Below are 13,754 nucleotides of genomic sequence, written 5' to 3'. Positions count from 1 at the left end.
ATGATCCTATGAAAAAGAATTTCTTACTAATATTGATATGTCTTTTTGCCCTCATATCTTGTGCTAGCCAGAAGCCAGATAATAGTGAAGCAGACCTTGCAAATGAATATGCAGACGAGGCAAGACGAGAAATTGATGATCCTAGATATGCTGATATGGCAAAAGATGAGGCCATAGATGATGGAGAAGGGTCAGACCTATCAGATGATTCAAATGATTATATAGAAAGATTTGTAAATATTGACCTAGAAACTATATCCTATGATAAGGACCTAGAGTCTATAAAAAAATCAGTAGCAAAGCTAGAAGGTTTTGTAGAAATTGAATCAACATATTTTAATAGGACCAATGAAGATAGGGACTTAAGAAATACTGAACTTACCATAAAAATTCCAAAAGAAAGTGCTGAAAAATTTGACCAGACCCTAGAAGGCCTGGGTAAAACCATAAATGTTTCCAAAAATTCTAACAACCTAGAAAAGTCATTTAGGGATGCAGATAAGGATTTAGAAATAAAGGAAAAACAGCTGGAAAAATTCAATGAGCTTTTGGAAAATTCTAATAACATCGAAGACACCCTTGTTATTAATGCCAAGATTATAGAAACTCAAGGGGAAATAGATAATCTTAAAAAAGCAAAGGCTGACCTAAAAGATAGGGTGACCTACGATACCTATAATGTAGGCATAAATGAAGTGTATTCTTATAATAGAAATTCCAACAATCCTGACCTAGGATCTAGGATAAAGGAAGCAATGGGAGATTCTATTGGCCTTGTCAAGGAATTTTTCTCTCAGGTCATAGTAGGATTTTTCTTGTATTGGCCATTTATAATAATTATCTTGGCCTTAGGATTTGGACTTTATAAGCTAAGAAAAAAATTTAAGTCAAAAAAGTAATTTTAAAATTTTGACACTTAAGATAAGAGGCTTATTTTCTTTAATACAAAAGGATAAAGCCTCTTATTATTTTAAAATATTAGTAGAATAAAAGTATATTCTATTAAACATAGTAATTCTTATTTCTAATTTAAAAAGATTGACTAATCTTAACTAATTAGTTATAATTAAAATGAATTATAAAATATATAGGAGGATTATATGGATTTAATCATTGGTATTCTTTTGATTATCACCTATATAGGGCTTGCAGTATATGCAGCCAAGGGCGGAAACCTTATGACTGGTTTCTTTGTCATGGCTGTTTTATGGCTTGGTCTTTGTATAGTGGGTGGTCAAATAAGTCTTACAGACGGAATGACAGAAATTTTGCAAAAGGGACCAGAATCATGGGGCGCTACGGCGGTTAATGTTATCTTTGGTTCTTGGTTTGGTAAGATATTGGTAGATACAGGCATAGCAAGCAAGCTTATAAAGTCTGTAACAGAGTTGGGTGGAGATGATCCCCTTATTGTTACCCTTCTTTTATCTCTTGTAACCGGTATCATTTTTACAGCAACCTTTGGTGCTGGTGCTGTTGTAGCTATAGGTGTTATTGTTTTACCTATCCTACTTAGCCTTGGTGTGCCAAAGTTCTTGGCGGTTTCAGCTTATCTTATGAGTGTTGGTAGTGGTATGTACCTTAACCCGGTTTTATTTAGTCAAATGCAGGCTATCTTTGAAGATATGACCTATTCAGATCAATACATAAGCTGGGCCTTTGCTGCAATGGCAGTCCAACTTGTTGTTATAGGAATAATGCTATTTACTTATATGAAGGTCTTTGCTTCATCAAGAAGAAGAAAGAGAAAGGCCTGGGGAGTGGACATAAATGAGGCTAATGATATGGATAGGGTACCATGGTATGCTTTATTTACTCCTATTATCCCAACATTTTTATCAATAGCCTTCAAGGTGCCAACAATTCCTGCCTTTATAGTAGGAGCTGTATTTGGACTTGCTACTTGTAAGATGATTGGTAGGTCTTGGTCAGAGATGTCAAGAATAATATCTTCTACCTTCTATGAAGGTGTAATAGATGTTGCTTCCCTATTAGGTTTCTTATTTATTCTTCCAATGTTTAATAAGATTTCTGGTATAGCAGCTCCTTTCTTTGACCCAATCCTAGGAGATATCTTGCCAACAACAACCCTTGGCCTTGCCATAGCCTTTATGATTATGGCGCCACTTGGCCTATTTAGGGGACCACTTACAATATTTGGTGCAGGTGCTGCAACAGTAGGAGTTTTAAATGCTTTAGGAGATTTCCCAACAGCCTTCTTATTTACTCTCATGTATGTACCAACCATAGCTATGAACCTTTCTGCTTGTCCAACTCAGTCTTGGAACTTGTGGGCATTAAACTACAGTAAGGTAAGTGTCAAAGATTTTATGAAAACTGGTCTACCTTGGGCATGGTTGATCACAGCTATAAATTTATTTTTAGTTTTTGTATTCTTTGGTAGATAGGAGAAAATATGAGTAAACAAATACGTGTAGGTATAGATGTTGGTGGTACTAATACAAAGGCAGTTGCTATAGATAATAAGACTTATGAAATAGTAGGAGTTGGTATTATTCCAACAACCCACGACCATGAGCTGGGAGTAAGTGCTGGTGTAATAGAATCATTTAAAAAATGTCTGACCGAAAATAATATATCAAGTGATGAAGTGGTTTTCATTGCTCATTCCACAACCCAAGCTACAAATGCCCTAGTTGAAGGAGATGTAGCCAAGGTAGGAGTGATCGGAATTGCTGATGGAGGCCTTGTAGGATTTTTATCTAAAATTCAAGGTAAAATTAAGGACATAGTCCTAGATGAATCAGGCAAAAGAAAAATCACAACTGCCTATAGGTTTGTCAATAGGAAAGATTTTTCAAGAGAATTAGTATCAAAGCTAATGGATGATTTAATCGCTGAAGGATGTGGAGTAATAGCAGCATCAAAAACCTTTGGTGTTGATGGAATGGATGAAGAGCTTCTTATCAAAGAACTTGGCAAGGAAAAGGGCATAGAAGTCTGTGCAGCAAGTGAGATTTCAAAACTATACGGCCTAACTAGAAGAACAAGAACAGCCGTAATCAACGGCTCAATCCTTCCAAGGATGATTTCTACTGCAGATTCAACAGAAGATGCGGTAAAGAAGGCAGGAATAGGAGCACCCCTTATGATAATGCGTGGAGATGGCGGCGTAATGGATATCGAAGAGATGAGAAATAGGCCAGTACTAACCATGCTTTCAGGACCAGCTGCATCGACAGTCGGAGCTCTTATGTACCTGAGGGTATCAAATGGTATTTTCTTTGAGGTAGGCGGAACAACTACAGACATAGGAGTTATCAAAAATGGTAGACCAATGATAGATTATGCGGTAGTTGGTGGTCAAAGAACTATGGTAAACTCCATGGACGTTAGGACAGTAGGTGTTGCTGGTGGATCAATGATAAGAGCTAACAATGGGAAAATTGTAAAAGTAGGCCCAAGATCTTGCCACATAGCCAACCTTCCTTATGTAGTCTTCACTGATCCTAAGGAATTTGAAAATCCAGAAGTAATTCAATTATCACCAACAAAGGGAGACCCAGCAGATTATATAGCAATCAGGGCCAATGGCAAAGATTACGCCCTTACTACAACCTGTGCAGCAAATGCCCTAGGAATTATCGAAGAAGGCGACTATTCTTATGGAAATCCAGAATCAGCAAAAAGATGCTTCGAAGTCCTTGGTAAATTCTTGGGTATGAGTGGAGATGACGCTGCAAGGGCAGTGCTTGATGATGCAGCCAAAACCACAAATGAAGTAATATTAGACCTTATGGATAAGTATAGGGTAGAAGAATCTCAAACAACCATAGTCGGTGGTGGCGGTGGAGCAAAAGTCCTCCTACCATTTGCAGCTGACAAACTTGGAGTTCCATACACCCTAGCAGATAAGGCAGAGATTATATCATCAATCGGTGTAGCTCTAGCTATGGTAAGGGATGTAGTAGAAAGAGTAATCCCTCAACCAACTAGAGAAGATATAATAGATTTAAGAAATGAAGCAACCGATCAAGTAATCAAATCAGGAGCAACACCAGAATCTGTAGAAATTCAAATAGAAATTGACCAGCAAACATCCAAGGTCCGTGCCATAGCAACAGGATCAACAGAAATAGCAAGTCAAGACCTCTCTAAGGAAATCACCGAAGAAGAGGCCCTAGACCTAGTTGCTGAAAGCTTTGGAGTTGAAAAGAGTCAAATCAACAAAGAAACAGAAAATGAATTCTTCAGAGTTTATACAAGTCAAAAAGGTAACAAGAAAGAGCTTAGAGCTATTGATAAGAAGGGCTTCATAAAGCTTCAAAGAGCAGATGCAGTAGCAGCAAAAGCTACAGCTGGTGGAGCAAGAACTCTTGCTGGCAATATGTGGAATGATCTTGCAGTCTTTAAGTCTGATATCAAGCTAAACCCAGACCTCTACTTATGTGTAGGTGCGAAAATCGTAGACTTTGAAGGCCTAACAAGCCTAGACCAGCTAAATATGCTCCTTGATTCAGAACTATCACTAAGAGAAGGAAACGAAGATATAATCTTAGTCGGAGCCAAAAACGATCTTTAATGGAAGATAAAAAATTAAAAAGTTTGTTAAAGTTAGATGATTATTTCTATTATTTCTATCTTTTAAAAGCTGATGTTTTTAAGGACAGGATAGAAAATTCGGATGAAATAATAAGGCAAAGTATGCATTGTGCTAGTCTTTGTGCCAAAGAGTTGAAAGAGCAAAAGATTGGCCTTTCTGACCTTAAAAATAAATACGGCCTAGTATTTGAAGAAGGCATTAGCCAAAATATCTTCAATCTATATGACCTAGCTCTGTTTGAAAGTCCAAATAAGATAATATTTCATAAGGATAATATAAAAATCCTTGAAGATGAAATGGCAAAGGAAGATAAGCAAATTTTTTCCAAAGTAAGTCCTAAGGAGATTATAACTTGCCATGAAATATATCACAAGCTTGAAGAAGATAGGCTTATCACAGATAATATCTATGTAAGTTACAAGCTTTTTGGGTTTATTAAAAAGAAAGTAAAACTAAAGTCCCCTAGTGAAATAGGGGCTATGGTTTTTGCTAAAGAATTTCTAGATTTGGACTTTAATCCTGCACTTTTAGATTATTTTTTAGCCAGAGCTTATAATGGAGAAGAAATCATATTTAATAAACTTATAGGAGAAAAAGATGAAAGTATCTTATGAAATGTTAAAGGAAACCATAAAAGCTGCCCTAATAAATAATAAGGTAGATGAAAAAAGAGCGGAAATCATGGCCGAAGTTCACGCCGATTCAACCCTAAAGGGAGTTAATTCACATGGACTTAATAGGATTCCTAGACTTGTTAAATTTATAAATGATGGTCTTATTAATCTTGATGGTGAGATTGAGCTTAAAAAAGCCAAGGGAGCCTGTGAAGTCTATGATGGAAATTTTGGTTTTGGTGTTATTAATGCCATGGCCTGCGTAGAAAGGGTGACAGACCTTGCCCAAAATCATGGAATAGGTATGGTTAGCCTTAGAAACACCACCCATTGGATGCGTGGCGGAGCCTATGGGGAAATGATAGCTGATAAGGGTCTAATTGGAATGTGCTGGACTAATACAGAATCAGTCTTGCCTCTTTGGGGTTCTGATGAGCTAAGCTTAGGCAATAACCCGGTAGGAATTGCCATTCCATCTGACACAGGCAATATTTGCCTGGACATGGCTGTGTCATTGTATTCTTACGGTAAGCTTGAAACTACAAGGCTAAAGGGAGAGAAATTACCTTATCCAGGTGGCTATGATTCTAATGGGAATATAACAGATGACCCAGCAAAGATAGAAGAAACAGGAAGGCTTTTGCCAATAGGATATTGGAAGGGATCAGGACTTGGAATTGCCCTAGATACCATGGCAGCCCTTTTGTCAAATGGTAAGTCAACCTACCATATGGACGATGATGATGCCTTTAACTGTACAGGCTGCTCACAAATATTTATAGCTATGGATCCAGAAATATTTTCAACCAAGGAAGAAAATGAAGCGACCATAAGGAAGATAAAAGAAAGAATTGCATATGCCCATCCAATAGAAGAGGGCAAAATCCCAAGATATCCTGGTCAGGGTCTAATTTTAAGAAAGAATAAAAACCTAGAATCAGGAATTGAAGTAGATGATAATATCTTTAAGGAAGTAGAAAACTTAGGAAGATAGGTAGGAAGGTCTGGTATAATAATTGTGCCAGACCAATTATTTTGACAAATCTATATTTAAATGTTATTATAATATATACATGGGGAGTTAGCTCAGCTGGAAGAGCGCCACGTTGACATCGTGGAGGTCGCTGGTTCAAGCCCAGTACTTCCCACCATAAGAGATATTGACCACCTTGGCTTGGCCAAGGGTATTTTTTTATTTACTATCTCTTAAATAAAAATTAAGGAGTAGCTTATGATGGATTTTATGAAAAAAATTCCTGGCGGTTTGTTGCTTGTTCCAATGCTAATTTCAGCTATTATTTATACTCTGGCACCCAATCTATTTATGATAGGAGGTATGACCCAGGCCTTGCTTACAAAAGATGGACTTACTTATATTATTGCCTTCACCTGCTTTTGCTCAGGAGCTGTAATTGATTTAAAAACACTTGGTCAAGTTTTTAAAAGAACAGGCCTTCTAGCCCTAGTTAAAACAGCTATAGTTGTTGGATTTGGATTTTTATATTTTAAATTTTTTGGATTAGATGGAATCTTGGGTCTATCTACCCTTGCTATAATTGTAGGCCTTGCCTCAACCAATCCTTCCCTATATTTGGCACTCGAGGGAGAATATGGATCAGCCATTGATCAGGCTGGCTTTGGCATCCTTGCAATAATGTGTACACCAGCTTATCCGCTATTGCTCTTTGGCTTAATTCAATCCTCACCTATTAACTGGATGAATATAATTTCAACACTCATCCCTCTAGTTTTGGGACTTATTTTGGGTAATATTGATAAGAAGTTTGGAGAATTTATGAAACCTGGCTTGGCCTTAAGCCTTCCACTTATGGGATGGTCATTTGGTTATGGAATTAATATTATAGAAGCAGCCAAGTCTGGTTTTACAGGTATTTTGCTTGCTATGGTTTTTTATATAGTTTTATTACCTATATCCTTTATTTTCGAGCGAAAAGTTCTAAAATTAAGCGGCAAAAACTCTATAGCTATGAACTCAATTGCTGGTATGAGTGTATCTATACCATCTATAATTGCAGCAACTAATCCAAGCCTTGAAATATATAAAGCAAATTCCACTGCAGCAATTGCTTTTGGTGTTGTTATTACATCTATTGTTACACCAATTTTAGTTAAAAAAGTATATGAAATGAACAATAAAAAATAGGCCTAGTGCAAAATATGAATGAAAAACGCCGTCATTAAATGATGGCTTTTTTCATACTGCACTAGGCCTTTTATTATGGTCTTACTTTATTTTCATTTAAGATTTTTCTAATAACTAGGTCAGCGTAGGCCTGGCTACCTTCTACATTTGGGTGGGTCCTATCAACAGCGAGTAATTCTGGCCTATCTTTTACATAAGACCTCCAGTCGATTAGGTGGGCCTTTGGATTGTCATTAACAAAAGCTTCCAAGTCGCTATTTACCTTGTCCATATAGGATTGTAGGTGGCTGGTGTTTACAAAATACACATCCCTGCCATCAGCTATATCCATTATAGCCTGCATATCATTGTGGTTGGCAGAACCATTGGATCCTAGAGAAATAAGGACAATATCGCCAAGACCGACATTATTCTTTATGGCCTGCAAGATGCCAGGTCCTTCAGGCATGTCACGTCCAACCTTGCCATCTAGGTAGAGGTTAGGCATGTAGTTTCTTAGGTACTTATCAATATTGATCAAAACCGAATCGCCCACAGCACTCACACTGACATCCTTCACATAGGCTAGCTCATTTTCAGTAAAATCAAAATCATCATAGGCCTTTTCCTTGAAATCTTCGCTAGAATCAGCCTTCTTGCTTTCTTTTTTATCTTTGCTTACTTCCTTATCTTTTTCATCTTCTTTAGGAAGAGCTTTAGGGTCTTTTTCGGTATTTTTCTTCTTTTGAAGCTCGTTATGCTTTTTAATCTCCTCCTGACTTTGCTCAAATCTAGCCTTAAGCTCAGCCATTTCTTGTTCTTTCTTATTGCCTATAGCAAGTGAAATTATATTAAAGATAATAAGGCTTACAAAAGGGATGATAACTAGGTATTTGTTAAGCTTTTTCCTAGAAAATATTGCATGAGATATTTCTCCTAAGAAAATTATCCAGGCAATTTGTAGGCCGTAATAAATAATCTTATTATCAAAAATATTTATAAGGAAGTAGGAGAAGAAAACCTGGATTATATATTGCAAAATATAATAATGTAGGCTCCTAGATCCTATAAAGACCAAAATAGATCCGCCCCAACCAAGCTTTCTTTCTCTCTTATCTAGGCTATTTTCTAGCTTAAAGATAAAAAATATCAAAAGGTTAAAAGCTAGGGTATAGATTAGGAAAAATGTCTTGTAGATATTTATATTCTCACCATTTATAAAAAACATCGGTACAAATAACAAAATCCCAAGCACGCCAACAATTATTTTTAGGCTTAGCTTTGAAATCTCCATATATCTTCCATAATTTTTATAAAGTAGATAGAAAATCATCCCCAAGAAAAACGCATAGATCCTGGTATCAGTTCCATAATAAATTCTAATAATCGGTACATCCTTATTAGCCAAATAATAAGAAAGCCCAATAGATCCGATGGTAAGTAGACTAAGCAAGATAAGCTTAATCGTATCAGAATTTATCTTTCTGCCAATAAATTTTAGTAGGTAAAATATAAAGATAAATTGGACATAAATCGATATGTACCATAGATGGATAAAAAGGTTAAAATTACCATTTCTATCAAAATATGAAGCCCCTGCTATAATTTGTCTGATATTTTCAAAGCAAAAGGCTGTAGCAAGGCTCGATTTTGCAGAATCATCAAAGATTTCCCTGGCAAAAATCAAACTAATAAGCAAACTTATAGCCATTACAAAAATGATTGGCGGTAAAATCTTTTTTATCCTTTTTTTAATACTTGCCAAGATATCCTCAAGGCTTAGGAACCTATCATTAGTCATCTCCATCAGAAAACCCGACATGGACAAAAATCCAATCACAGCCAGAAATCCTCCAGGGAAGGCGTGGCCAAACAAGTGATAGGTTGACACTGCAATAAGAGCAAAAGCCCTTAAGATACTTAAATAATAATATTTTCTTCTTTGTTTAGTTAATTCTTTCACATTCATTCTCCATAGTAAGACTATTATACCCTTATAAATTTATTAAATTGTGAATTCTGTATTAAATTTATATAAAGATAAATTTTTAAAATTCTCACCTTCTTGCATTATTTTAATTATAATGTATATTATTAGTAATTGAATATTGCGATGAAAAGAAGTAGTAGGTATGGAGTGCACCTAGAGAGGAGATGGTTGGTGGAAATCTCTTGCATGAATTATTGAATCCGTCTTTGAGCGAATATAAATTAAGGCAAGCTATGCTTGTGTAATTTGGGTGGCACCACGAGACCTTCGTCCCAATTTGGGGGAGGCTTTTTTTATGCTTTATTTTAAGGAGTAGAAATGATAGATATTAAATTATTAAGAGAAAATCCAGAACTAGTAAAAGAAAACATCAAGAAAAAATTCCAAGATGAAAAATTAGTCCTAGTAGATGAAGTCCTAGACTTAGATGAAAAACTACGTTCCTATAAGACTGAAGGTGATAGACTAAGAAGCGAAAGAAACAAAACATCTAAGGAAATAGGTGTTCTTATGGGCCAAGGCAAAAAGGAAGAAGCCGAAAGAACCAAGGCCCATGTAGTAGAAATAAATGAAGAACTAGTACATATTGAGGAAGAAACAGCTAAACTCAATGAAGAAGTCAAAAAAAGAATGCAAATCATCCCACAAATAATCGACGAAACAGTGCCACTAGGCAAGGATGATACAGAAAATGTCGAAATCGAAAAATTTGGAGACCCAGTAGTTCCTGACTTTGAAGTCCCATACCACATCGACATCATGGAATCCTTTGAAGGAATAGACCTAGATGCATCCAGAAATACATCAGGAGCAGGCTTCTATTACCTAAGAGGAGACATAGCTAGACTTCACTCAGCAATCCTATCTTATGCAAGAGACTTCATGATCGATAGGGGCTACACCTACTATGTACCTCCATTTATGATAAGATCTGATGTAGTAACAGGGGTAATGAGCTTTTCTGAAATGGAAGATATGATGTATAAGATAGAAGGCGAAGACCTCTACCTAATCGGAACAAGCGAACACTCAATGATAGGTAAATTTATAAACACAATCACCGAAGAAGAAAAAATGCCACTAAAAATGACCTCATACTCTCCATGCTTTAGAAAAGAAGTAGGAGCACACGGTATCGAAGAACGTGGCGTATATCGTATCCACCAATTCGAAAAACAAGAAATGGTAATAATCTGTAAGCCAGAAGACTCAAAAACCTTCTATAACGAACTATGGAAAAACACAGTAGACTTCTTTAGAAGCCTTGAAATCCCAGTAAGAACACTCGAATGCTGCTCAGGCGACCTAGCAGACCTAAAAGTAAAATCATGCGACGTAGAAGCATGGAGCCCACGCCAAGAAAAATACTTTGAAGTAGGATCATGCTCAAACTTAGGCGATGCCCAAGCAAGAAGACTAGGCATCAGACTAAGAGGAGAAGATGGCAACTACTTTGCCCACACTCTAAACAACACAGTAGTAGCCCCACCTAGAATGCTAATAGCCTTCCTAGAAAACCTCTTGCAAGCAGATGGAAGCGTAAAAATCCCAGCTCCACTACAAATGTACATGGGCGGCAAAGACAAAATCGAACCAACAGTTAAATAAACTTTTGCAATATAAAAGCACCCTTCGCCTGGGTGCTTTTAACTTTAGAAAAATATGAGCAAAATATATCAAAAAAATCTTAAACTTGATAAGAAAAAAACCTCTTCAACTCTGTAAAAATCAAAGACCATAGCTTGCCAAAAAGCTATAAAAAGGTAAGATAAAATCAAGAATGTGTGCATAATATGTATTTAAAAAGAAAGGTAAAAAAGTATTATGAAAAAATATCAAAAGGCCAAAATCCTCCTAGAAAACAAGGCCCGAAACGTAAATAAAAAACCAATATACGCCACCAGGAAACTATCCATAGGCCTAGTATCTTGTATGCTAGGACTAGTAATGGCGATGCCTGTGGTTCATGCAGAAGATTTTGACATTAGCCAAATAGATTCAAACTTATCAGCTATTGAAGATGAGGCTAGCGAAGAGGTCTTAGATAGCAGTGAGACCTCTGATAAACCAATGCCATTAGTTGATGATGAGATCAAAAAACCAGATCCAGCAGTTGATGAAGATAGCAAGAAAACAAATCTTGATGGTATAGAAACTGAGGATGCTAGTGATTTAGAACTAGGAGCTGAAAATGTACCAGAAGCAGTTAGACAGAGCACTGTACCTGCACCTACAATTAATAAGGTGTTTTATGATGCCACTACCATAACCGGTGGCAATGTACAACGAAAAAGAGTAACTGGTGTAGGGACTGTAAGGTCGACTGTATATGTGACCCTAAAAGATAATAAAGGTAACGAAAAAGCCACTGTTTCCGTTACACCTAAAAGCGGAACTACCTGGACGGTAAATCTACCTGCCGGCGTTACTGTAGCAGCAGGCGATACCGTCACTGCCTATCAAACTTTGGATGGCGCTACATCTTCTGTGGTGACCGCAAATGCTGAGCCATCAATTGCAAATCAGACAACGCTTACAATGCCGACAGGTAAAATTTGTATAGAACAAACTTCATCTAACATCGTAAATGATGACGAACAAGCAGAAGCTATTGAAATGCTGAAGAAAGCCAATCCGGATATTGCGAATGACTTTGATCTTAAAAAAACTAAATTTTCTATTGATGGTACTAACCATGCTTATTATGAAGTAACCTATACAGACGGATCAACATCAGGAAAAATCGAAGCTACAGGTTTGAAAATTAAACAAGTTACAGAATACTCAAAAGGAGCGATTCTTAATGGTATTACTGTAGTAGATAATGTTATTACAGGACAATTGGCAGGAGAAGGACCTTTTGAGAATATTAAGGTACAACTTGTAATTGGTGTTGCTAAAGCTGATCAGGGATCTTACTGTGAAGGTGGTAAATGTACTATTGATAAAGATTCATCCAAGCCAGTAGAAGCAGAAGTTGACAGCACAACAGGGAAATTTACTTATACTCTTAAACCTAATGAAGAATTAACATTTGGTAAAGTAGTCGGGGTTATAGTTAAAGAAAAAAATAAATTTAAATCATGTAGAAAAACGACAGTAACCTATGTAACGCCAAAAAAAACAGGAGTTAAAGACCCTAAGAAATTAACGGATAAAGATAAGGAAAATATAGACGCAGCTATAAGAGCAGAAAACTCAGTAGGTGTAGTATCAAAACTACCAAACGGAACTGGGGATTGGGATGGAGTGCCGGCAGTTATACAATTTGATGACAGCGGCAATGTTAAGATATTTAGTGGTAATGATGTAGCAGGTACTTGGGACCCAAACAATGATTATAAATTTGTTCCAGAAACAAATGAAGATGGTTCATACAAAATAAAAAATGGAGCTGAACCAAAAATAACATTTCCGGCTAAAGACCTGGTGAAAAATATCGCACCTAAATCTCCTGTGATTGAGGTAGATACCAATACCGGCAAAGTTACCATTACACCACCGGCTTATAAAGATCCCGGTGATGATACCGACTTGTTGTCCTACACGATTACCTATACTGACGATTCTGGAGCGGAGAAAACAGTCACTGCAACGCGAGATTTGCAAACCAATACATGGAGCGGACCGGGTGTTAATGAAGAATCCGGTGTGATCACTCTGAGTGTGGAAAAGATCGAACTCGCTGGAACCATCAAGGCAATCGCAAAGGACAATGGTGGCCTTGAGGGTGACACCGATAAACTCGATTCAGATCCGGCAACCAAGAAGCTCGAAACTGCCACTGTTAGCTATAACGGTAACGGTGGCACCGAAGAAATGGATGGCAAGAAGCTCAACAAGGGATCAAAATACAAAATTCTGGATAATAAATTCAAAGCCCCTGAGAACCAAGAGTTCGATTACTGGGAAATTGACGGCAAAAAGGTAGCTGCGGGTACCGAGATTACGATCACTAAAGACACAGTAGTAAAAGCTATCTGGAAAAAGACCCAAGTCAAAGTAAGCTATAACGCAAATGGTGGTAGTGGTGAAATGACAGGCTCAACCCAAGACAAAGGTTCAGAGTATACAGTATTACCAAATGCTTTCAAAGCTCCAGACGACACCCAAGAATTTAAAGCATGGGAAGTAAACGGAAAAGAAGTAGCCGCTGGAACAAAAATCAAATTAGATAAAGATACAGAAATAAAAGCCCTTTGGAAAAAGACCCAAGTCAAAGTAACCTATAACGCAAACGGTGGTAAGGGTCAAATGACTGAAAAAGATCAAGATAAAGGCTCAGAATATGCAATATTATCAAACAAATTTGAAGCACCAGATGACACCCAAGAATTTAAAGCATGGGAAGTAAACGGAAAAGAAGTAGCCGCTGGAACAAAAATCAAATTAGATAAAGATACAGAAATAAAAGCCCTTTGGAAAAAGACCCAAGTCAAAGTA

General features: G+C 36.9%; 9 protein-coding genes and 1 tRNA gene. 9 read left to right on the top strand and 1 reads right to left on the bottom strand.

Annotated features, from left to right (window positions below; genetic code table 11):
• Window positions 1-8 precede the first annotated feature (8 nt).
• The 7 genes from ACCQ42_RS00550 (at window position 9) to ACCQ42_RS00520 (ending at window position 7,342) form a co-directional block, all read left to right on the top strand.
• The gene (locus ACCQ42_RS00550) at window positions 9-899 is read left to right on the top strand and encodes a DUF4349 domain-containing protein (RefSeq protein ID WP_410035057.1); all 891 of its coding nucleotides are present in this window, start codon (window positions 9-11) and stop codon (window positions 897-899) included.
• A gap of 201 nt (window positions 900-1,100) precedes the next feature.
• Window positions 1,101-2,408 carry a citrate transporter gene (locus ACCQ42_RS00545; RefSeq protein WP_106460713.1) on the top strand — a complete coding sequence of 436 codons (1,308 nt, stop codon included), beginning with the start codon at window positions 1,101-1,103 and terminating at the stop codon, window positions 2,406-2,408.
• An 8-nt stretch (window positions 2,409-2,416) separates the two neighbouring features.
• Complete coding sequence (locus ACCQ42_RS00540; RefSeq protein WP_106460712.1) at window positions 2,417-4,543, top strand: hydantoinase/oxoprolinase family protein; 2,127 nt, start codon at window positions 2,417-2,419, stop codon at window positions 4,541-4,543.
• Entirely contained in the window at window positions 4,543-5,178 is a 636-nt protein-coding gene (locus ACCQ42_RS00535; protein WP_106460711.1) for a hypothetical protein, read from the top strand. Before ACCQ42_RS00540 ends, ACCQ42_RS00535 begins: the two co-directional genes overlap by 1 nt.
• A complete protein-coding gene (gene yiaK, locus ACCQ42_RS00530) occupies window positions 5,162-6,172 on the top strand; it encodes a 3-dehydro-L-gulonate 2-dehydrogenase (RefSeq protein ID WP_410035056.1) in 1,011 nt (336 codons plus the stop codon). Before ACCQ42_RS00535 ends, yiaK begins: the two co-directional genes overlap by 17 nt.
• A gap of 81 nt (window positions 6,173-6,253) precedes the next feature.
• Window positions 6,254-6,329 (top strand) — tRNA-Val (locus ACCQ42_RS00525).
• Window positions 6,330-6,409: 80 nt separating this feature from the next.
• Window positions 6,410-7,342, top strand: a complete 933-nt coding sequence (locus tag ACCQ42_RS00520; protein WP_410035055.1) for a 2-keto-3-deoxygluconate permease — start codon at window positions 6,410-6,412, stop codon at window positions 7,340-7,342.
• Between the two features lie 73 nt (window positions 7,343-7,415).
• Here the strand turns inward: ACCQ42_RS00520 and ACCQ42_RS00515 are convergent, their stop codons facing one another.
• Entirely contained in the window at window positions 7,416-9,290 is a 1,875-nt protein-coding gene (locus tag ACCQ42_RS00515) for an acyltransferase family protein (protein ID WP_410035054.1), read from the bottom strand.
• Window positions 9,291-9,629: 339 nt separating this feature from the next.
• Between ACCQ42_RS00515 and serS the strand changes: the two genes are divergently transcribed.
• Both serS and ACCQ42_RS00505 read left to right on the top strand, forming a co-directional pair.
• Complete coding sequence (serS, locus tag ACCQ42_RS00510) at window positions 9,630-10,919, top strand: serine--tRNA ligase (protein WP_410035053.1); 1,290 nt, start codon at window positions 9,630-9,632, stop codon at window positions 10,917-10,919.
• A 324-nt stretch (window positions 10,920-11,243) separates the two neighbouring features.
• Window positions 11,244-13,754 (top strand): hypothetical protein (locus ACCQ42_RS00505; protein ID WP_410035052.1); only part of this gene is annotated, 2,511 nt, incomplete at its 3' end.

The organism is Anaerococcus kampingae (genome assembly GCF_046365475.1).
GTDB classification, from domain to species: domain Bacteria; phylum Bacillota; class Clostridia; order Tissierellales; family Peptoniphilaceae; genus Anaerococcus; species Anaerococcus kampingae.
The sequence above is the reverse complement of the archived record's forward strand: the minus strand, read 5'-3'. Positions and strand labels throughout refer to the sequence as shown.